This is a genomic window from Microbacterium sp. As-52, assembly GCF_049949185.1.
Classification (GTDB): Bacteria; Actinomycetota; Actinomycetes; order Actinomycetales; family Microbacteriaceae; genus Microbacterium; species Microbacterium maritypicum_A.
Genome location: NZ_CP188171.1, coordinates 2,810,974 through 2,830,354 on the forward strand (window position 1 = coordinate 2,810,974; position 19,381 = coordinate 2,830,354).

At 68.3% G+C, this 19,381-nt stretch carries 20 protein-coding genes; 10 read left to right on the forward strand and 10 right to left on the reverse strand.

All coding sequences use genetic code 11. From position 1 onward, the window contains the following. Positions 1-24 precede the first annotated feature (24 nt). The 4 genes from sigK to ACLFA2_RS13650 all read left to right on the forward strand — a co-directional run bounded on the left by sigK (position 25) and on the right by ACLFA2_RS13650 (position 3,153). Positions 25-624 carry an ECF RNA polymerase sigma factor SigK gene (sigK, locus tag ACLFA2_RS13635; protein WP_029258697.1) on the forward strand — a complete coding sequence of 200 codons (600 nt, stop codon included), beginning with the start codon at positions 25-27 and terminating at the stop codon, positions 622-624. After that, a complete protein-coding gene (locus tag ACLFA2_RS13640; protein WP_021199107.1) occupies positions 621-1,412 on the forward strand; it encodes an anti-sigma factor in 792 nt (263 codons plus the stop codon). The genes sigK and ACLFA2_RS13640 overlap by 4 nt, the downstream gene beginning before the upstream one ends. A 29-nt stretch (positions 1,413-1,441) precedes the next feature. After that, the gene (locus ACLFA2_RS13645) at positions 1,442-2,071 is read left to right on the forward strand and encodes a hypothetical protein (RefSeq protein WP_021199106.1); all 630 of its coding nucleotides are present in this window, start codon (positions 1,442-1,444) and stop codon (positions 2,069-2,071) included. Positions 2,072-2,268: 197 nt separating this feature from the next. Then, on the forward strand, positions 2,269-3,153 hold the full coding sequence (locus tag ACLFA2_RS13650; RefSeq protein ID WP_426621469.1) for an aminodeoxychorismate lyase: 885 nt from the start codon (positions 2,269-2,271) through the stop codon (positions 3,151-3,153). Between the two features lie 217 nt (positions 3,154-3,370). Here the strand turns inward: ACLFA2_RS13650 and ACLFA2_RS13655 are convergent, their stop codons facing one another. The 8 genes from ACLFA2_RS13655 to ACLFA2_RS13690 form a co-directional block, all read right to left on the reverse strand. Continuing rightward, positions 3,371-4,219: a type IV toxin-antitoxin system AbiEi family antitoxin domain-containing protein gene (locus tag ACLFA2_RS13655; protein ID WP_426621470.1), complete on the reverse strand. Its 849-nt coding sequence runs from the start codon at positions 4,217-4,219 to the stop codon at positions 3,371-3,373. A gap of 231 nt (positions 4,220-4,450) precedes the next feature. After that, positions 4,451-5,230: a phosphate ABC transporter ATP-binding protein PstB gene (pstB, locus tag ACLFA2_RS13660; protein ID WP_017828973.1), complete on the reverse strand. Its 780-nt coding sequence runs from the start codon at positions 5,228-5,230 to the stop codon at positions 4,451-4,453. 28 nt (positions 5,231-5,258) lie between these two features. Next, on the reverse strand, positions 5,259-6,362 hold the full coding sequence (gene pstA, locus ACLFA2_RS13665) for a phosphate ABC transporter permease PstA (protein ID WP_029267231.1): 1,104 nt from the start codon (positions 6,360-6,362) through the stop codon (positions 5,259-5,261). Between the two features lies 1 nt (position 6,363). Beyond that, entirely contained in the window at positions 6,364-7,314 is a 951-nt protein-coding gene (gene pstC, locus ACLFA2_RS13670; protein WP_021199103.1) for a phosphate ABC transporter permease subunit PstC, read from the reverse strand. Between the two features lie 92 nt (positions 7,315-7,406). Beyond that, complete coding sequence (gene pstS / locus ACLFA2_RS13675; RefSeq protein WP_021199102.1) at positions 7,407-8,513, reverse strand: phosphate ABC transporter substrate-binding protein PstS; 1,107 nt, start codon at positions 8,511-8,513, stop codon at positions 7,407-7,409. Between the two features lie 150 nt (positions 8,514-8,663). Continuing rightward, positions 8,664-9,653, reverse strand: a complete 990-nt coding sequence (locus ACLFA2_RS13680) for an NUDIX hydrolase (RefSeq protein WP_021199101.1) — start codon at positions 9,651-9,653, stop codon at positions 8,664-8,666. Further along, entirely contained in the window at positions 9,650-11,815 is a 2,166-nt protein-coding gene (locus ACLFA2_RS13685; RefSeq protein ID WP_029258690.1) for an RNA degradosome polyphosphate kinase, read from the reverse strand. Before ACLFA2_RS13685 ends, ACLFA2_RS13680 begins: the two co-directional genes overlap by 4 nt. Positions 11,816-11,866: 51 nt before the next feature. After that, positions 11,867-12,550, reverse strand: coding sequence for a winged helix-turn-helix transcriptional regulator (locus ACLFA2_RS13690; protein WP_426621471.1), 684 nt, complete (start codon positions 12,548-12,550; stop codon positions 11,867-11,869). A 71-nt stretch (positions 12,551-12,621) separates the two neighbouring features. Between ACLFA2_RS13690 and ACLFA2_RS13695 the strand changes: the two genes are divergently transcribed. The 3 genes from ACLFA2_RS13695 (at position 12,622) to ACLFA2_RS13705 (ending at position 14,803) form a co-directional block, all read left to right on the forward strand. Next, on the forward strand, positions 12,622-12,912 hold the full coding sequence (locus ACLFA2_RS13695; RefSeq protein WP_021199098.1) for a hypothetical protein: 291 nt from the start codon (positions 12,622-12,624) through the stop codon (positions 12,910-12,912). Between the two features lie 150 nt (positions 12,913-13,062). After that, the gene (locus ACLFA2_RS13700; RefSeq protein ID WP_426621472.1) at positions 13,063-13,665 is read left to right on the forward strand and encodes an FABP family protein; all 603 of its coding nucleotides are present in this window, start codon (positions 13,063-13,065) and stop codon (positions 13,663-13,665) included. A gap of 1 nt (position 13,666) precedes the next feature. Beyond that, positions 13,667-14,803, forward strand: a complete 1,137-nt coding sequence (locus ACLFA2_RS13705; protein ID WP_426621473.1) for a YgfZ/GcvT domain-containing protein — start codon at positions 13,667-13,669, stop codon at positions 14,801-14,803. Positions 14,804-14,805: 2 nt separating this feature from the next. Here the strand turns inward: ACLFA2_RS13705 and ACLFA2_RS13710 are convergent, their stop codons facing one another. Further along, on the reverse strand, positions 14,806-15,633 hold the full coding sequence (locus ACLFA2_RS13710) for a class I SAM-dependent methyltransferase (RefSeq protein ID WP_021199095.1): 828 nt from the start codon (positions 15,631-15,633) through the stop codon (positions 14,806-14,808). A 59-nt stretch (positions 15,634-15,692) separates the two neighbouring features. Between ACLFA2_RS13710 and ACLFA2_RS13715 the strand changes: the two genes are divergently transcribed. Next, positions 15,693-16,442 carry a phosphoglyceromutase gene (locus ACLFA2_RS13715; protein ID WP_426621474.1) on the forward strand — a complete coding sequence of 250 codons (750 nt, stop codon included), beginning with the start codon at positions 15,693-15,695 and terminating at the stop codon, positions 16,440-16,442. A gap of 72 nt (positions 16,443-16,514) precedes the next feature. Here ACLFA2_RS13715 and phoU read toward each other — a convergent pair whose 3' ends face one another. After that, on the reverse strand, positions 16,515-17,225 hold the full coding sequence (gene phoU / locus ACLFA2_RS13720; protein WP_021199093.1) for a phosphate signaling complex protein PhoU: 711 nt from the start codon (positions 17,223-17,225) through the stop codon (positions 16,515-16,517). A 216-nt stretch (positions 17,226-17,441) separates the two neighbouring features. Here phoU and ACLFA2_RS13725 point away from each other — a divergent pair, with 216 nt between their 5' ends. Next, on the forward strand, positions 17,442-18,665 hold the full coding sequence (locus ACLFA2_RS13725; protein WP_021199092.1) for a sensor histidine kinase: 1,224 nt from the start codon (positions 17,442-17,444) through the stop codon (positions 18,663-18,665). Then, positions 18,662-19,345 (forward strand): response regulator transcription factor, encoded by a 684-nt coding sequence (locus ACLFA2_RS13730; protein ID WP_021199091.1) that lies wholly within the window; start codon positions 18,662-18,664, stop codon positions 19,343-19,345. The genes ACLFA2_RS13725 and ACLFA2_RS13730 overlap by 4 nt, the downstream gene beginning before the upstream one ends. The last annotated feature ends 36 nt before the right edge of the window (positions 19,346-19,381 follow it).

Sequence of the window (19,381 nt, forward strand, 5' to 3'; positions counted from 1 at the left end):
ACGTGATCGGGGAGGAGATGCGGCATGCTTATGGGGATGGTCATCGATGGGTTCGACGTTCCCGAGGACGGAGCGACGCAGGATGCTGTCGCCGACCTCCTCGTCCGCGTCGCCTCCGGTGATCAGGCTGCCTTCGCCACGCTCTATGACACGCTGTCCTCCCGCGTGTTCGGCCTCATCCTCCGCGTCCTAATCAATCGCGCGCAGAGCGAAGAGGTGCTCCAGGAGGTTTTTCTCGAGATCTGGCAATCCGCTTCCCGCTTCGCTCCGAACAGAGGTCAGGGACGAGCGTGGGTCATGACGATCGCTCATCGCCGGGCCGTCGACCGAGTGCGGGCATCGCAATCGAGCGCGGACCGGGACGTACGAGCAGGATTCAAGGACATCGGCGTCGCGCACGACAGTGTGGCGGAGCAGGTCGAATTGGGGATCGAGGGAGGGAAGGTCGTCGAGGCGCTTTCGGGGCTTCCGGAAGCTCAGCGCGAAGCACTCGTCCTCGCGTATTACGGCGGTTACAGTCAGAACGAGATCGCGGCCCTCGTGGGGGCGCCGCTGGGGACAATCAAGACACGGATGCGAGACGGACTCAGCCGTCTGCGTACGGCGATGGGGGTGACGGCATGAACGAGAAGGACTTCGAGCAACTCGCGGCAGGTGCCGCGCTGCACTCGCTCTCCGCTGACGACGAGCGTCGATACCGTTCAGCCCTCGCGGAGCACCCGGAATGGGAGGACACGGTGGATGCGGATATCGCGACGGCCGCGTCGCTCGCAGACCCTGTCGAGCCCGTCGCCGCTCCCGCACACATCCGATCCGCGCTGCTCGCGCAGATCGCGGACATGCCCCAGAACGGTGGATCGCGGACCGACACCGACGTCTCGTCATCGCACGAGGAACGTCCCGCAGTCGTCGACGTGTCCCACACCGAGCCTCAGCCCGAGCCGAAGAAGCAGCGTCGCTGGACCCGCACCGTCTTCGCCCTGGCGGCGTGCCTCGCCGTGCTGGTGGGCGTCGGCATCGGCGCGGTCGCCCTCAATCAGCAGCTGAACCCGCCCGCGAGTGTCATCGCGCTGCAGGAGATCGAAGCAGCCGACGACGCCCAGCAGGCGACGGTGACGCTCGACGACGGAGGAAGCGCGACAGCGCACTGGTCGGCTTCCACCGGCAAGGCCGTGCTCGTGGCCGATGGTCTCCCGAGTGCGGGTGAAGGCCAGACGTATGAGCTGTGGTTCGTGCGCGGTGACGCTCCCGTCTCCGCCGGAGTCTTCGATGTGGACGGTGGGGACGCCACCGCCCTCCTCGCCGGTGATATGCAGGCGGGTGACGCGATCGCGGTGACCGTGGAGCAGGCCGGCGGATCTCCGTCGGGCCAGCCGACGACCGATCCGGTGATCGTCATCCCCACGGCGTGAGCCGCACTGATCGCGCGTACCCTGGAGGGATGCCCGAGCAGTATCATCGCCCCGTGCGCCGCCCGACGAGCGCCTTCGACAACATCGTCGGCGCACACGACCCCGCCGAGGAGACGCGTATCGCGCATGCCACGGCATCCGCTCTGCTGACCCGCGTCCGCGCCGACGAGAGCGGAGCGAGCGCCGAAAGACTCGTCGCCTTCACCGCCGAACACGGAATCGACGAGATCGCGGAGCTGTGGTCGAAAGCACCCTCACGGACTCTCCCCGGCGCCCTGTGGCGCCTCTACGTGCTGCAGCTCGCGATCCACGGCGACCCGCAGACCGCTGCCCTCCTCTACGACCGCGGGCGCGTCGAATTGCCGTCGGCGGATGCGGCGATCGCCGGTGCGCCGGTGCCGGCGAGTCCGGACGAGCTGGTCGCTCTGATCGACACGATCCTGCGGGGGGCATTCCGTGGCGACTTCGCCGTGGCGCTCGACCGCGCCGCGGCCTTCTGCCGAGTGCAGGCCTCCGGGGCGACGCACACGGCTGACGACTACGAACCGACCGAGCCCGCACGATCCAGCGAACTGACCACGCGAGCGCTGCGACTGAGCAGTTACGGACAGGATCTGGCCGCATCCGCCGTGCTGTGGCGGATGGATGCGCTCGCCTGACGAGCATCGGGTGGCCCGATGGGAAGGCGATCCGGATGAGCGAAACCGCTCCGGGCAAGAAAAGACCGGGCCGCAAGAACGCCTCTCGGCGGAAGGCCGCTCGCAGCGGCAAAAATTGGAGCCCGGGGTTATGCGGCCCGGCCACTCTATTGTAACGCGATGCGGCGGACGGTATTCCCGCCCTCTAGGCTCGGATCATGACCGGGCGCTTCGCACTCATGATCGATCCCGTCGCCGCCGACGAACAGCGCAGCGACTTCTCCGAGACCTTCACGCAGGTGGACGCCGCCGCCCCCGCGCTCAGTGTGGGGGAGCTGAGCACACAGCGCGGTGACGGGGTGTTCGAGTCGATCGGCGTGATCGACGGGCACGCGCAGGAGGTCGTCCCGCACCTGGAACGCCTCGCCCACTCGGCACGGCTGTGCGACCTTCCGGTCCCGAATCTCATGCAATGGCGGCAGGCGGTCGATCAGGCGGCTGCGCAGCTCGGAGCGGGCGAGTCCGTCATCAAGCTCATCCTCAGCCGGGGAGTCGAGCACGGGCCCACCCCGACGGCATGGGTGACCGCGGCCCCGGCCACCGACTTCTCCACCGTGCGAGAGCATGGTGTGCGCGTCGTGACGCTCGACCGCGGGTACGACCTGGGTGCAGCGGAGCGGGCTCCGTGGCTGCTGCTGGGAGCGAAGACGCTGTCGTACGCCGTGAACATGGCGGCCCTGCGCGAGGCGCACCGGCGTGGTGCGGACGATGCGATCTTCCTCTCGAGCGACGGCTTCGTGCTGGAGGCTCCGACGGCTTCCCTGATCCTCCGCTTCGGCGACCGTTTCGTGACGCCGGCTCCGACGGGTGGCATCCTGCACGGTACGACGCAGCTCAGCGTGTACGAGCACCTCGCCGCCCAGGGTTTCGACGTCGGGTACGACCGCATCCCGGCAACCGACCTTCCGCAGGCGGACGCCGCGTGGCTCGTGTCGAGCGTGCGCCTCGCCGCGGCGATCACCGCCGTCGATGGCGTCTCCCTTCCGGTCGACCGCACGCTCACGGCCGCGCTGAACCGCTACCTGCTCTCGCCGCGCGACTGATCCCACCCGCCCACCCATTCCACTCCCGCCCGCCTGCCCTCCCGCCTGCCAACCTGCCAACCTGCCCGCCCGCCTGCCAAAACGGAGGGCGCCCGTCGGCGGCACGGCGCGTCTGGCCGCGACACGCCCCGGCTCTCGCTCCTGATCTCCGTTTTGGCGAGTGCCGACCAGGGCTGAGGCTGGCGAGTGCAGACGAGGGCGAGGGTTCGCGGAGTCATCACACCGGCGCGAGGTGAGCCCTGCGTGCGACAGCGCCGCGGATCGCGGCCTCGACGAGAGGCCAGTCGTCGACGATCAGCTCATACGTGAATCGCAGAGTCGTGTATCCGGCGGCCGCAGCAGCTGCGTCACGCCGCAGATCTTTGCTCCGCTCCTTCTCCCTGGCATGGTTCTCACGGCCATCGGCCTCGACGATCAGGAAGTCGCCGATGACGATGTCGACCTCCCCGACACCGGAGACGGGCACCTGGGTCCTGACCGCGATCCCGATCCGGTGCAGCCGAAGCCGGATGAGTGACTCGAGTCCGCTGTCGGCATCTGCACGAGCGAACGCGACGAGCCACCGCATCGACGTCGGAAGATGGCGGCAAAGCCAGTTCAGCCCCGCGGGGGAGAGCAGTGATCGACGCAAGGCCGATTCGAGCGCGGCGAAGAACGTGTCCTCGCCACAGCACCCCGCGATCTGAAGGAGCGCATTCGGGACAGGGGCAGCCTCGCCGACGCGCGCACGACCCTCATCCCAGTGCAGCACGCAGGCGTCGCACGTCGATCGTGGAGTTCCCGCGGCTCCCATCCAGACGTGATTCGACGAAGGAAGACGGAGCACCCAGAGCCCCTGCTCCGCTGCAGCTTGCGCACAGCCGATCGTGCCGCCGTGAGACGCCGCATGCACCCAGGCCTCCGTGGCGTCGGGGAGCGCATAGACGCCCTGGCGAGGTCGCAGCACTTCGCCGGAACGCACCGCGCGCGAGAGCTCTTCGCGGCTCACTCCCCGTCGTCGAAGCTCCGACGTCCGTGCCATCCGCCCGAGCGCACTCAGCACAGAAGCGGCGCGCACGAAGGACATCGCCTGATACTGCCCTGAGCGCGCCGTCGGTCGAGGCCGAAACCGTACGAGCTATGGACAACACGCGGCACCCCGCGACCGTGCAGGAGAAGTGCGCCTCGTTCGGGGAGGCCAAGACCCAGACCGCCGAACGACCGGACGGCGTGTCAACAGGTGACACGCCGTCGGCGACTCAAGTGATCTGGGTTTTGGCGAAGAAGCAGCAGGGGTGCAGCAGCAGGGACCCAGCGCTCAACCGAAGCGGCCGGAGACGTAGTCCTCGGTGGCCTGCACCGACGGTGTCGTGAAGATCGAGGTCGTGTCGTCGTATTCGATCAGCTTTCCGGGCTTGCCGGTGCCCGCGATGTTGAAGAACGCGGTCTTGTCCGACACGCGGCTCGCCTGCTGCATGTTGTGCGTCACGATCACGATCGTGAACTCGTTCTTCAGCTCGCCGATCAGCTCCTCGATCGCGTACGTCGAGATGGGGTCGAGAGCCGAGCAGGGCTCGTCCATCAGCAGCACCTGCGGCGAGACGGCGATCGCACGGGCGATGCACAGACGCTGCTGCTGACCGCCGGAGAGGCCGGAACCGGGCTTGTCGAGGCGGTCCTTGACCTCGTTCCACAGATTCGCACCGGTGAGCGACTTCTCGACCAGGGCATCCTGATCGCTCTTCGACATGCGGCTGTTGTTGAGCTTCACGCCGGCGAGGACGTTCTCCTTGATCGACATCGTGGGGAACGGATTCGGACGCTGGAAGACCATGCCCACCTGGCGCCGGACGAGCACCGGGTCGATGCCGGGGCCGTAGAGGTCCTTGCCGTCGAGCAGCACCTCGCCCTCGACGCGGGCACCGGGGATGACCTCGTGCATGCGGTTGAGCGTGCGCAGGAAGGTGGACTTGCCGCAGCCGGAGGGGCCGATGAACGCGGTGACGCTGCGCGGCTGGATGTCGAGGGAGACGCCCTCTACGGCGAGGAAGTCGCCGTAGTAGACGTTCAGGTCGTTGACTTCAATGCTCTTGGACACTGCAGTTCCTTGCTTGTCGGGTCGAGGCTCAGCGGCCGGTCTTGGGTGCGAAGATCTTCGCGACGAGGCGCGCGATCAGGTTGAGCAGCATGACGATGATGATGAGCGTCAGGGCTGCGGCCCAGGCCCGCTCCACGTATGCCTCAGCGGGGATGCCCTGGTACGCGTACTGCGAGTACGTGAACACCGGGAGCGTCTGCATGCGTCCGCTGAACAGGTTGTAGTTCATCGCGTCGGTGAAGCCGGCCGTCAGCAGCAGGGGCGCGGTCTCTCCGATCACGCGCGAGATGGCGAGCATGACACCCGTGGTGATGCCGGCGATCGAGGTCGGGAGGACCACCTTGACGATCGTGAGCCATTTCGGCACCCCGAGCGCGTACGACGCTTCGCGCAGCTCGTTCGGCACCAGTCGCAGCATCTCCTCGGTGGAGCGCACGACGACGGGGATCATGAGCACGGCCAACGCGACCGAGCCCGCGATGCCCATGCGCACGCCGGGTCCGAAGATCAGCGCGAAGACGGCGTAGGCGAACAGACCGGCGACGATCGACGGGATTCCCGTCATGACATCGACGAGGAAGGTGATGGTGCGGGCCATCCGGCCGCCCTTGCCGTATTCGACGAGGTAGACGGCCGTCATCAGACCGATCGGGATCGAAATGATCGCGGCGGCGAGGGTGACCAGGAGCGTGCCGATGATGGCGTGCAGGGCGCCGCCGCCTTCACCGAGCACTCCGCGCATCGATGACGAGAAGAACAGTCCGTCGAAACGGGCGACGCCGTTGGCGACCACGGTGATCGCGACGGACACCAGCGGCACCATCGCGATGGCGAACGCCGAGGTCACGATTCCGGTGATCAGGCGGTCCAGCGCCTTCCTGGAGCCTTCGATGATGCGCGACATCACGTAGATGAGCACCAGGTAGATGACCGCGCCGAGAACGACGGAGCCGGCGATGTTGAGGTCGGATCCGCTGGCGAGGGCCTCGAGAGCGAAGGGCGTGAAGCCGATGAGGAGGGAGAGGGCGAGGAGCGCCCACGGCGACCAGCGGGGGAGGTGTCCCGAGCTGAGCGACAGCTGGGTGGGGGCCGCGCTCGCCGTGCGAGACGATTCAGGGGCGGTAACGGTCATGTCAGTTCGCTCCCGAGAATTCCTTGCGGCGGTTCACGAACCAGCGTGCGAGAGCGTTCACCGCGAACGTCACGACGAACAGGATCAGACCGGTCGCGATGAGGATGTTGATGTTGACCTGGTACGCCTCGGGGAACGTCAGCGCGATGTTCGCTGCGATCGTGGAGGGGTTCGTGGAGGTGAGCAGTTCGAAGGTGACGGCCTTGCTCACCGAGAGCACCATCGCGACGGCCATGGTCTCGCCGAGCGCACGGCCGAGGCCGAGCATGGAGGCGGAGACGATGCCGGAACGGCCGAAGGGAAGAACGGCCATCCGCACCATCTCCCAGCGGGTGGCGCCGAGGGCGAGGGCGGCCTCCTCGTGAAGGCGAGGGGTCTGCAGGAAGATCTCGCGGCAGATGGCCGTGATGATCGGGACGACCATGACGGCGAGCACCATCGCGGCGGTCAGGATCGTCCGTCCGGTGGGGGAGACGACGCCGTCGAAGAACGGGATCCAGGAGGCGTTCGTGTTCAGCCAGACGTAGATGGGCTGCACAGCGGGAGCCAGGACGAGGATTCCCCAGAGGCCGAACACGACCGAGGGGACGGCGGCCAGCAGGTCGACCACGTAGCCCAGGCCCTGAGCGAGCCGCCGCGGTGCGTAGTGCGTGATGAACAGGGCGACGCCGAGCGAGAGCGGCACGGCGAGCAGGAGGGCCAGGAAGGCGGCCCAGACCGTGCCGAACAGGAGTGGGCCGACGTAGTCCCAGAAGTTCGTCTTGAGGAGCGAGGCATCCTCGGCTGTCGCGGTGAAGGCCGGAATGGACTGCACGATGAGGAAGATCGCGACCGCGGCCAGCGTGATCATGATCATGGATCCGGCGGCGACCGCCGTTCCGGAGAACCAGAGGTCACCGGCGCGCTTCTTCGCGACGATGCGCGTCGACGCCGGCGAGGTCGTGGCTGTCATGGGAGCTGCTTCCTGCTCAGTGGAGATCGGGTGTCTGACGCGAGCAGACGGTCTCCGGGATGCCGCGCGGCATCCCGGAGACCGTCACTGGCTCACTTGATGAGGTCGATCGCAGCCTGAGCCTGCGTGCGCAGGTCGTCCGAGATCGGGGCGCTGCCGGCGTTGGTCGCGGCGGCGTCCTGGCCCTCGGCGCTGATCGCGGTGGTGAAGAACGCCTTGGTCAGCGCGGCGACGTTCTCGTCCTCGTACTCGGCGCAGCCGATGAGGTAGCTGACGAGGAGCACGGGGTACGCGCCGTCGGCGGTGGTGGTGCGGTCGATCGCGAAGGCGAGGTCGCCGTCGGTGCGGCCTTCCTCGATCTTCGAGGCGTCGAGCGTGGCGGCGGCACCTTCGGCCGAGTGCGGCACGAACTTGTCGCCGACCTTGACGTTCACCGACGCGAAGTCGGCGGCCTGCGAGGAGTCGATGTAGCCGATGAGGCCCTGTCCACCCTTGACGGCGTTGGCGACGCCCGAGGTCTTCTCGGCGGACTCTCCGGCGAGGTCGGCCGGCCACTCCTCGACGCTGCCCGCGGTCCACACGTCGCCGGCGGTCTGCGCCAGGTAGTCGGTGAAGTTGCCCGTGGTGCCCGACTTGTCGGAGCGGTGGACGGGCGTGATGGCGAGATCGGGGAGCTTGGCGTCGGGGTTGTCCTTGGCGATCGCCGGGTCGTTCCAGTTGGTGATCTTGCCGGCGAAGATCGACGCGATGGTCTCGGGGTCGAGGTTCAGCTCGTCCACGCCGTCGAGCGAGAAGACGATGGCGATCGGCGAGATGTATGCGGGGATCTCGATGAGGTCGGAGCCGTCGACGCACGCGCCGAAGCCGCCGGCCGAGATCTCGTCGGTCTTGAACGCGCGGTCCGAGCCGGCGAAGTTGACCGCGCCCTGCTGGAAGGACTCGCGGCCACCGCCCGAGCCCTGCGGGTCGTACTCGACCTGGGCGTCGGGGTTGGTCTTCTGGAACTCGGCGGTCCATGCCTGGATGGCGACCTGCTGCGAGGAGGCGCCCGCGCCGACCAGGGAACCGCTGACGGCGGCGGTGCTGGAGGTGGGCTCGTCGGTGGAACCGGTGCCTGCTTCGTTCGCGGCACAGCCGGCGAGTGCGAGGGCGGCGACGGCGCCGATGGCGCCGATTCGTGCGATTCGGGAGATCTTCACTGTGGATCCTTCGATCTGGAATGGGTGGGGCCCGGTGCAGGGCACACAGTGACGCTATGGGCGACGGTTAACGAGACTCTCCCGAGCAGGTGAACGGCAGGTGAACGACGGGCGACTCTCTGGGGTGCTCCCGCGAGAAATCAGGGGACGTCAGACCTTGGGGATGTGCGTCTCGATCGCGATGATCCCGGATCCGGGGTTCGTGGCCGACAGATGCACGACCGAGAACGCGGCCGGCTCGAGGTCTGCGGCACTGCTGAGATACGACCCCTGGATGGTGCCTGTGGCCAGGGCGATCTCGGAGAGCAGACCCGGAAGCACCGGCCCGTGGCTGCACAGCACTGCAGGCTTGCCGGCGCGGATGCGGCGACCGATGACCGCGCGCAGATCGGACTCGCCGTCCTCCCAAGCGTCCTGGCTGATCTTCTCCGTCTTCACGGGCTTGCGATCGAGTGCGCGAGCGAGAGGAGTGATCGTCTCCACGCACCGCACCGCGTCGCTCGTCACGATCCTGCGCACGCCGAAAGCGCGCAGCGGTCCCACGATCGACTTCGCCTGCTTCCGTCCGCGGTCGGTGAGTGGCCGTGAGGCATCCGACCCGTCCCACTCCGAGCGGGGCGTCGCCTTCGCATGCCGCAGGGCGATCACCGGGAAGGTGCGCAGCACACCGTCGTCGACGAGGTTGGAGAAGAAGTCGAGGATCTCGAGGTCGACGGGGTAGCTCAGGCGCGCTCTCGCCTTCTTCACGCTCACCCACTCGAGCGCAGCGATCTCCCGGTTGGGAACGAACGTCGACTCCCGGATCGCGGCGTCGGTCGCCTCTGCGGCCCAGTAGTGCACGACCTTCTGCTTCTGCGACGCCAGGTGATAGCGGCTCACACCGACCGAGACCCCGAGCGAGACCCGGATGCCGGTCTCCTCCTGCACCTCGCGCACGGCTGTCTCGGCGAGCATCTCCCCAGGATCGACCTTGCCCTTGGGAAGCGTGATGTCGCGGTACTTGGTGCGGTGGATCAGCAGGATGCGCAGCTTGCCCTCGACGAGGCGCCACACCACGGCTCCCGCCGCGTACACGGCCTTGTCCGTCCACTTCGAGTTCGTCGTGGTGCCGACCGGGAGCTGCAGTTGCCGCGTGTTCATCGGACCGCCCGCGCGCGACGGCGCCGCTGGATCAAGCCCATGGTCTTATCCTGCAGGTCGATCAGGGGCTTGCCCTCCGCGTCGACGGCGTGGCGCTCCCAGACCCCTCCTGCACCGAGATGCCACGAGGTCGTGCCGGCATCCATCGCCAGGTCGAAGAACGTTCCGAGTTCCTTGAGGTGGGCGGGGTCGGTGACGCGCACCAGGGCCTCCACGCGGCGGTCGAGGTTGCGGTGCATCATGTCGGCACTGCCGATGTACACCTGAGGATCGCCGCCGTTCTCGAAGGCGAAGATGCGCGAGTGCTCCAGGTATCGACCGAGGATGCTGCGCACCGTGATGTTGTCGCTGATCCCGTCGAGGTCGGTGCGGAGACTGCAGATACCGCGCACCCAGACGTCGACCTTCACACCCGCCGCGCTCGCACGGTAGAGCGCGTCGATGATCTCCTCGTCCACCATCGAGTTCACCTTGATGCGGATGTGCGCGGGAATCCCCGCCTCGGCGTTCTTCCGCTCGGCATCGATCTGGCGGACCAGGCCCTTGCGCAGGTGCAGGGGCGCGACCAGGAGGCGCTTGAACTTCTTCTCGATCGCGTAGCCGCTGAGCTCGTTGAAGAGTCGTGTCAGGTCCTTGCCGACCTGCGCGTCGGCGGTGAACAACCCGAAGTCCTCGTAGATACGGCTGGTCTTCGGGTTGTAGTTTCCGGTGCCGACATGGGAGTAGTGCTGCAGCTTGCCGTCTTCCTCGCGGATGACGAGCGCGAGTTTGCAGTGGGTCTTGAGCCCGACGAGGCCGTAGACCACGTGCACGCCGGCCTTCTCGAGCTTGCGCGCCCAGACGATGTTGTTCGCCTCGTCGAAGCGGGCCTTCACCTCGACGAGGGCCAGCACCTGCTTGCCCGCCTCCGCCGCGTCGATGAGCGCCTGCACGATGGGGCTGTCGCCGGAGGTGCGGTAGAGGGTCTGCTTGATGGCGAGCACGTGCGGGTCACGGGCCGCCTGCTCGAGGAACGCCTGCACGCTCGTGGTGAACGACTCGTACGGGTGGTGCACCAGCACGTCCGACTTGCGGATCGCCTTGAAGATGTCCGCCCGGTTGCTCGATCCCGCGGGCTGGAAGGCCACGGCGGTGGTCGGCAGGTGCGGCGGATACCGCAGGTCGGGGCGATCGATGCGGGACAGGTCGAACAGACCGCGCAGGTCGAGCGGCCCGGGAAGCCGGTAGACCTCGAGGTCGGTGATGTCGAGTTCGCGGACCAGCAGGTCCATCGTGACATCATCCATGTCGTCGGTGATCTCGAGACGGATCGGCGGACCGAAACGTCGACGCAGCAGCTCGGCCTCGAGTGCCTGGATGAGGTTCTCGCTCTCGTCCTCCTCGATCTCCACGTCCTCGTTGCGCGTCAGACGGAACGCGTGGTGGTCGAGCACCTCCATGCCGGGGAACAGATCGCCCAGATGATTGGCGATGAGCTCCTCCAAGCGCAGGAAGCGCTTGATCTCGCCGCCTCCCGGAACCTCGACGAAGCGCGGGAGCATGGGGGGCACCTTGAGCCGAGCGAACTCCTGCCGTCCGGTGCGGGCGTTGCGGATGCGGATCGCGAGGTTCAGCGACAGCCCCGAGATGTAGGGGAACGGATGCGCCGGATCCACGGCGAGCGGCATCAGCACAGGGAAGACCTGGGCTCCGAAGTACTCCGACAGCGCGGAGCGCTCGCCGTCCGTGAGCTCGGACCACTCGGTGATCTCCACGCCGGATTCGGCCAGAGCCGGACGCACGAGCGAGGTCCAGGCATCCGCGTGCCGCAGCTGCAGGGCATGCGCCTCGCGCGAGATGTCGGCGAGCGCGTCGACGGGGGAGCGGCCGATGTTCGTGGGCACCGCGAGACCGGTCATGATGCGGCGCTTGAGGCCCGCGACGCGCACCATGAAGAACTCGTCGAGGTTGCTCGCAAAGATCGCCAGGAAGTTGGCACGTTCGAGTTCGGGAAGCGAGGGATCCTCGGCGAGCTCGAGCACGCGCTGGTTGAAGGCGAGCCAGCTGAGCTCGCGATCCAGGTAGCGGTGGTCCGGGAGCTGGGAGTCGTAGGACTCGATGGCGTCGAAGTCGTCGTCTTCGGCGTCACCCAGCCCGGCGTCGGCGAGTGCGGGATCGATCATGGGGTACATCTAAGCACCGAGAGGTGACGCCCGTGTGAACGGAGTCGATCGTCAGCCCGCGCTGGCGAGGCCCTCATCCTCGTTGACGTTGAAGCGGTAGCCGACGTTGCGCACGGTGCCGATGATCTGCTCCTGGTCGCCGAGCTTCGCCCTGAGCCGTCGTACATGCACGTCGACCGTGCGGGTGCCCCCGAAATAGTCGTACCCCCAGACCTCGCTGAGCAACTGCTCGCGGGTGAACACGCGAGCGGGGTGCGTCGCCAGGAAGTGCAGAAGCTGGAACTCCTTGTAGGTGAGATCCAGAGGCCTGCCGCGCAGTTTGGCGGAGTAGGACTGCTCATCGATCGTGACGCCGGATGCCTGCACGCGCGCGGGCTCGGCGACCTCGTCGCGTCGGGCGAGGGCGAGACGGAGTCGGGCGTCGATCTCCGCGGGCCCCGCCGTGGAGAGCAGGACATCGTCGATGCCCCAGTCTCCCGACAGCGCGCTCATCCCGCCTTCCGTGACGACGAGGAGCAGCGGCGCATCCTGCCCGGCGGTTCGCAGCAGGCGGCACAGCGACTTCGCGGCGACCAGGTCGTGACGGCCATCGACGATCACGACGTCGTACTCGGGGGCGTTGACCAGTTGCGAGGTCTCTGCGGGTATCTGGCGCGCGCGGTGGCTCAGCAGCTCGAGCGCGGGGAGCACCTGCTCGGAGAGCGGAGCGTTGGTCAGAACCAGCACCTGGGCCACGCGCACTCCTCACAGACGCGGATCGACGTCGTGCCGCCATGATACCGGGAGCGATGCGCAACAATGGAGACATGACGGATCCCGCACTCGCACCGCGCAACGCGTTCGTCGGTGTGCTCGTCGTCTGGGCCACCGCGTTCCTCGCCACCGTCGCCATCGGCATCTTCGTGCCGGAGGAATGGCGCGTGTCCTGGCTGCTGGTCGGGTTCGGCGGCGTCGTGCTCCTGTCCTTCGCCGTGCAGCTCTGGTACGGGCGCACGCAGGGTTTCATCTTCCGGGTGGCGGGGAGCGTGATCGGCGGTCTGCTGCTGATGGGCATCATCTCGGTCGGATTCGGTCTCGCGGCGCTGATCCCGTCCTGACACCGGCGCGGCGCGGTAAGGTGGAGCACATGGACCTCATGGCGCTCGAAATCTTCTTCATCGGCCTGCTGGGCCTCGCGAGCCTCGCTATCGTCTTCGTCTCGGCAGTGGTGCTGCGCAACCTCTTCCGCGGCCAGCGCTGACGCGACGATGCTCGAACTGCCCGTCGACCTTCCGGCCGATCTCGTCCCGTTCGCGTGGCTGATCGGCGTCTGGGAGGGAACAGGTGTCATCGACTACCCGGTGGGCGAAGATCGCCTGCAGGGCGAGTTCACGCACCGGGTCAGCTTCAGCCATGACGGGGGTCCGTTCCTGAACTACTCCGGCACGGCCACCTTCCTCACGGAAGAGGGCACCCCCGCGGCGGCGTTGCTGGCCGAGACAGGCTTCTGGCGGCTGGCGCGTCCGGCCACGACTGCGGATCCCGGTCCCGCGCTGCTGCCTCCGACCGCGCCCGCCATCGCACGCACCGTCGACGACGTGGAGGCGCTGCGCGCGCCGAGCGGCGGATTCCCCATCGAGGTCTCGCTCGCGCACGCCGACGGCGCCCTCGAGCTCTACATCGGCGAGATCAACGGTCCGCGCATCGACATCGGCTCGGACGCCGTCGTGCGCAGTGCCGGTGCGAAGGTACACACGGCGTCGTCGCGCATGTACGGTCTCGTCGACGGTCACCTGCTGTGGGCCTGGGACATCGCCGCCCTCGGCACCCCGCTGCGCTCCCATGCGTCGGCTCGACTGGCCAAGGTCTGAGATGTCCGTCTTCGGCGGGATCGACGGTGCCGTCACCGACGGCGATCTGATCGCGCACTTCGGCGATGCGTTCCGTGAGCAGCGGCGTCTCGCCGACGGCGCGGCCCTCGCGCCCCTCGGCGACCGCACCGTGATCGAGGTCGCGGGTCCCGAACGGCTGAGCTGGCTCGATTCGATCACCTCGCAGGCCGTCGGACGGCTCGCCCCCGGAGAAAGCACCGAGCTTCTGGTTCTCGACCCGCAGGGCCGGGTGGAACACGCGGCCGGCGTCATCGACGACGGTGCATCCGCATGGCTCATCGCGGATGCGGGAGACGCCGAGGCGCTCGCCGGCTGGCTGACGCGCATGAAGTTCCGCACCCAGGCCACCGTCGACATCCGCGCCGACCTCGTGCCGGTCGGGTTCATCGACGGCGGTGTCGTCGCTGCGGCGGCCACCGCCGCCGCAGCCTCGCCGCACGGCATCGCTCTCGTCTGGGCCGACCCGTGGCAGCGGATCAGCGTCGGCGGACACCAGTACTCCGAGGTCATCGAGCATCCGGCGGCCGACTATGCGTGGCGGGTGGCGATCCTGTCCGCGGACGGGGCTGAGGCCCTCGCCGCGTCCCTCGATCGGGAGGCGCTCGCCGGTCTCCTCGCTGCCGAGGCACTGCGCGTGGCTGCCTGGCGCCCGCGCTGGACGACAGAGGTCGACGAGCGTTCGCTGCCGCACGAGTCCGACTGGATCCGCAGCGCGGTGCACCTGAACAAGGGCTGCTACCGCGGACAGGAGACGGTCGCGAAGGTGCACAATCTCGGTCACCCGCCCCGCCGTCTGGCCGCCCTCCACCTCGATGGCAGCGATGCGGTGCTTCCCGAGCCGGGCGCGCCGGTGTACGCCGGTGACGACGAGGTCGGGCACCTGACCTCGGTCGCGCGTCACCACGAAGACGGTCCCATCGCTCTCGCGATCCTGTCGCGGCGCGCGCCGGTCGGGGATCTGGTGGTGCGTGCGGACGGCATCGACATCGCCGCCTCGCAGCAGGTGATCGTGCCGGCTGACGCGGGGGCCACCGCAGATATCCCGCGCCTCACCCGTCTGTCTCGCCGACCCACGGCACCGGACCCGCGCGATTCCGTCTCCGGCGCCGGAAGCTGAACTCAGGCGGGGAGCGGGGCGACCGCGGACCAGGGCAGTGTGAGCTCGCCCAGGCGCCACCGAGTGCGTCCGCCGAGCACCGGCCATCCCTGGTCCCGGAGTGCGCCCACGGCGGCGAGGAAGCGCTGCGTGGCGCCGAACGTCGAAAGCGGAGCCGCGCGGTCCCACTCCCGATCGAGATCGACGAGCAGGGAATGGATGCGCTCGCCCGGGACGTTGCGGTGGATCAGCGCCTTCGGCAGACGCTCGGCGACGATGCTCGGGCGCTCCAGATCGGCGAGACGCAGGGAGATCGTGAAGCGCAGCGGCGCAGCGTGCGCATCCACGTCGATCCAGCTCGACACCCGGCCGATCTCGTCACAGGTCCCCTCGAACAGCAGGCCGCCAGGGGCCAGGCGGGAAGCCATCAGGGACCAGGCATCCGCGACGTCCTGCTCGTCGTACTGCCGCAGCACGTTCATGGCGCGGATCACCGCGGCCGTGCGTCCCTCGGGGAGCGGAACCTCGAAGCCGCCGCGCGCGAAGGAGACGGGCAGATCGGGAGCGAACGGCGTTCGCCCCGCACGCACCTCGGCGAGCTGGGAGTCGGCGGTCGCGACGCGCGCGGGGTCGATCTCCAGGCCGCGCACCTCGACGTCGTCGCGCGCCCGGACCAGGCGGGTCGCGAGCTCGAAGGCGGTGACGCCGCTGGCGCCGTAGCCGAGGTCGACGACCAGCGGATCGGATGCCCGCCGCAACGCGGCGCTCGCCGCGATCCAGCGATCGTTGCGTCGCAGTCGGTTGGTCCCCGTGGTGCCGCGGGTCGGCCGACCGAGGGGAGATGACGCCATGTCTCCATCCTCCCAGCATCCGAATCGGGTGCCGTGCCCCGGGCGGATAAACTGACGGCATGACTGCGACGCGCACCCTCATCCTGCTCCGCCACGGCCGGAGCGAGTGGAACGAACTGAACCTGTTCACCGGTTGGGTGGACGTCCGCCTCAACGCGCAGGGCGAGAAGGAGGCCCGCCGCGGTGGTGAGCTGCTGGCCGAGTCCGGCATCCTCCCCGACGTGCTGCACACCTCGCTGCTGAGCCGCGCCATCCAGACCGCGAACATCGCGCTCGATGCCGCCGACCGGCTGTGGATCCCGGTGACCCGCTCGTGGCGCCTCAACGAGCGCCACTACGGTGCGCTCCAGGGCAAGGACAAGGCGCAGACGCTCGAGGAGTTCGGTCCCGAGCAGTTCCAGCTGTGGCGCCGCTCGTTCGACGTGCCGCCGCCCGTGCTCGACGACGAGAGCGAGTTCAGCCAGGTGAACGACGTCCGCTACGCGGGGATCGATGGCGAAGTGCCGCGCACCGAGTCGCTCAAGCTCGTCATCGACCGTCTGCTGCCGTACTGGGAGAGCGCGATCGTCCCCGACCTCGAAGCCGGCAAGACCGTGCTCGTCACAGCGCACGGCAACTCGCTGCGTGGTCTCGTGAAGCACCTCGAGGGCATCAGCGACGACGACATCGCCGAGCTGAACATCCCGACCGGCATCCCGCTGGTCTACGAGCTGGACGAGAACAACGTCCCCACCGGATCCGGCCGTTACCTCGACCCCGAGGCCGCCGCCGCCGGCGCCGCCGCCGTCGCGGCGCAGGGCAAGAAGTAAGAGCTTCCGCTCGGAACGCCGAAGCCCCCGATGCGCACGCATCGGGGGCTTCGGCGTTTCTCGATGTGCGGGTCAGGCGTGGCCGAACTCCTGCTGGCCCAGCTCCTGCTGCTCGACGGCGAGGGGGATGTCCTCCTCCTCGACGGCCCAATCGCCCGTGGCGAGGTAGACGACCTTCTTCGCGACGGCCACCGCGTGGTCCGCGAAGCGCTCGTGGTAGCGGCTGGCGAGCGTGGCATCGACGGTCGCCGTGGCCTCGCCCTTCCAGTTGTCGCTGAGAACCTTCTCGAAGACGGTGGCGTGCAGCTCGTCGACGTCGTCGTCCGCGTTGCGGATGGCGTCGGCGAAGCGCAGGTCCTGGGTGCGCAGCAGCTCGGAGAGCGTGCGGGCGACCTCGACGTCGAGCTCGCCCATCTTCACGAAGGTGCCCTTGAGGCCCTTCGGGATGGCGCGCTCGGGGAAGCGGAGACGGGCGAGCTGGGCGATGTGCTCCGACATGTCGCCCATGCGCTCGAGCGAGGCGCTCACGCGCAGAGCCGTGACCACGATGCGCAGGTCGCGGGCGACCGGCTGCTGGCGGGCGAGGATCTCGATGGCCTGCTCGTCGAGGGCGACGGCCAGCTCGTCGATCTTCGCGTCGTCGGCGATGACCTCCTCGGCCAGGGCCACGTCGCTCGTCGCGAACGCCCTGGTGGCCTTGTCGATCGAGACCGTGACGAGGTCGGCGATCTCGACGAGACGATTCTGAAGGTCCTCGAGGGACTGGTGGAAGACTTCGCGCATGTTGGGGCGCAACCTTTCATTCGGATCTCGGCTGTGTCAGCGCGAGACGGCGGGTCGTCCGCACGAGAGCAGGTCTGTGCTCCCGCACAAGCCCGAAGCGATTGTCTGCTTCGAAGGTTAACGAACGGTGCCCAGCACGTGAATAGTACTTCTCCTGTTCCCGCCAGGGCGCGGAAACCCGCCGGACGGACGGTGAACGCACTCTACGCTTGTGTCATGACCTTGCCGCAGCTCGCGCTGTCTTCGCTCGCCATCGGGCTGGTGATCGGCGTCGGCCTCTCCCTCCTCGTGGTGTGGGCATACCGTGCACGGGCGCGGGTGCAGGAGGAGACGTCGCTGGCGATCCCGGCCGGCATCACCGACGTCCTGCACAGCATGGACGATGCCGCGGCGATCGTCGACACCTCCGGCCTCGTGCTGGCTTCCTCGCAGGCCGCGACGCGTTTCGGCATCGAGGTCGGCTCGACGCTCGACCACCCGGAGCTCCGCCAACTGGTGCGCGGCGTCCGGGAAGCGGGCGGCTCCGTCACCGAGTCGATGCGCATCACACGTGGGGGACTGAGTCTCGACCCCCGTCTGGTCTCGGCCCGTGCCAGCGTGATCGGCACCCGCCTGGTGCTGCTGATCATCCGCGACGTCACCGAGCAGGAACGACTCGACCAGATGCGCCGCGACTTCGTGGCGAACACCAGTCACGAGCTGAAGACCCCCGTGGGCGCCGTGAGCCTTCTCGCCGAGGCCATCGAGTCGGCGGCCGACGATCCCGCGCAGGTGCGCATCTTCGCCGCACGCATCTCCGCCGAGGCCGGAAGACTCGGGCAGCTCACCGGGCGCATCATGAGCCTGTCCCGGCTGCAGGCCGAGGACGGCCTGACGAAGGTCGGTCCCGTCGCGATCGACGAGGTGATCGCCTCCTCGATCGAGGCCCATGTCGTGCAGGCGGATTCCGCCGGCGTCGAGCTCGCCAGAGGCGGGGACCGCGGCGTGTTCGTGCGCGGCGACGCGCAGATCCTGATCGAGGCGGTCGGCAACCTGATCGCCAACGCGATCGTGTACTCGCCCCGCGGCTCCCGCGTCGGAGTCGGCGTGCGGGCGGAGGCGGGCGTGGTCGAGATCGCCGTGTCCGACCAGGGCATCGGTATCGCCGAAGCCGATCGCGAGCGCATCTTCGAACGGTTCTACCGTGCGGATGAAGCCCGCTCCCGGCGCACCGGGGGTACCGGTCTCGGGCTCTCCATCGTCAAGCACGCGACGCAGCGGCACGGCGGAGAGGTGCGGCTGTGGTCCCGTCCGGGCCGGGGCTCCACGTTCACGATCCGTCTTCCCCGGATCGAGGCCCCCGACAACCTCGACGCGGGCAAGAAGAGCAAGAAGAAGCGTGCGCGCAAGGCGGCCAAGGCCGCGTCGTCCGCGCGCGTTCGAAACGGAGAGAGAGCATGACCCGAATCCTTCTCGTCGAAGACGAGCCCGACCTCGCCGACCCGCTCGCGTACCTGCTCCGGCGTGAGGGTTACGAGGTGGAGATCGCCGAGGACGGCCCCGGCGCTCTCGCGGCTTTCCGGGAGCGCGGTGCCGACATCGTGCTGCTCGACCTCATGCTTCCGGGGATGCCGGGCACCGAGGTGTGCCGACAGATCCGGTCCACCTCGGCCGTGCCCATCATCATGCTCACAGCGAAGGACTCCGAGGTGGACATCGTCGTGGGCCTCGAGCTCGGCGCCGACGACTACATCACGAAGCCCTACTCGTCCCGCGAGCTGCTCGCACGCATGCGTGCCGTGCTGCGTCGGGTCGTGCAGGCCGAGGGTGAGCTCGACGAGCGCGTGCTCGACGGCGGGCGGGTCTCGCTCGACATCGACCGGCACACCGTCTCCGTCGCCGGCGCGCAGATCAACATGCCGTTGAAGGAGTTCGAGCTGCTCGAGGTCCTGATGCGCAACTCCGGACGCGTCCTGACCCGCGGACAGCTCATCGACCGGGTCTGGGGGAGTGACTACTTCGGCGACACCAAGACCCTCGACGTGCACATCAAGCGCATCCGCTCGCGCATCGAGGAGAACCCGAGCGAGCCGGTCATGCTCGTCACCGTGCGAGGTCTGGGGTATCGCTTCGAAGGCTGATCCTCAGGCGGAACGGAGAAGAGGCCGGCACCCTGC

Excerpts from the sequence above, each read along its gene's own strand:
- ACLFA2_RS13700 (WP_426621472.1), top strand. The coding sequence starts at position 13,063 with ATGCTCGAACTGCCCGTCGACCTTCCGGCCGATCTCGTCCCGTTCGCG.
- ACLFA2_RS13640 (WP_021199107.1), top strand. The coding sequence starts at position 621 with ATGAACGAGAAGGACTTCGAGCAACTCGCGGCAGGTGCCGCGCTGCAC.
- ACLFA2_RS13645 (WP_021199106.1), top strand. The coding sequence starts at position 1,442 with ATGCCCGAGCAGTATCATCGCCCCGTGCGCCGCCCGACGAGCGCCTTC.
- ACLFA2_RS13705 (WP_426621473.1), top strand. The coding sequence starts at position 13,667 with ATGTCCGTCTTCGGCGGGATCGACGGTGCCGTCACCGACGGCGATCTG.
- ACLFA2_RS13655 (WP_426621470.1), bottom strand. The coding sequence starts at position 4,219 with ATGTCCTTCGTGCGCGCCGCTTCTGTGCTGAGTGCGCTCGGGCGGATG.
- pstA (WP_029267231.1), bottom strand. The coding sequence starts at position 6,362 with ATGACCGTTACCGCCCCTGAATCGTCTCGCACGGCGAGCGCGGCCCCC.
- pstC (WP_021199103.1), bottom strand. The coding sequence starts at position 7,314 with ATGACAGCCACGACCTCGCCGGCGTCGACGCGCATCGTCGCGAAGAAG.
- ACLFA2_RS13695 (WP_021199098.1), top strand. The coding sequence starts at position 12,622 with ATGACGGATCCCGCACTCGCACCGCGCAACGCGTTCGTCGGTGTGCTC.
- ACLFA2_RS13650 (WP_426621469.1), top strand. The coding sequence starts at position 2,269 with ATGACCGGGCGCTTCGCACTCATGATCGATCCCGTCGCCGCCGACGAA.
- sigK (WP_029258697.1), top strand. The coding sequence starts at position 25 with ATGCTTATGGGGATGGTCATCGATGGGTTCGACGTTCCCGAGGACGGA.
- ACLFA2_RS13685 (WP_029258690.1), bottom strand. The coding sequence starts at position 11,815 with ATGATCGATCCCGCACTCGCCGACGCCGGGCTGGGTGACGCCGAAGAC.
- ACLFA2_RS13710 (WP_021199095.1), bottom strand. The coding sequence starts at position 15,633 with ATGGCGTCATCTCCCCTCGGTCGGCCGACCCGCGGCACCACGGGGACC.
- ACLFA2_RS13730 (WP_021199091.1), top strand. The coding sequence starts at position 18,662 with ATGACCCGAATCCTTCTCGTCGAAGACGAGCCCGACCTCGCCGACCCG.
- ACLFA2_RS13715 (WP_426621474.1), top strand. The coding sequence starts at position 15,693 with ATGACTGCGACGCGCACCCTCATCCTGCTCCGCCACGGCCGGAGCGAG.
- phoU (WP_021199093.1), bottom strand. The coding sequence starts at position 17,225 with ATGCGCGAAGTCTTCCACCAGTCCCTCGAGGACCTTCAGAATCGTCTC.
- ACLFA2_RS13680 (WP_021199101.1), bottom strand. The coding sequence starts at position 9,653 with ATGAACACGCGGCAACTGCAGCTCCCGGTCGGCACCACGACGAACTCG.
- ACLFA2_RS13725 (WP_021199092.1), top strand. The coding sequence starts at position 17,442 with ATGACCTTGCCGCAGCTCGCGCTGTCTTCGCTCGCCATCGGGCTGGTG.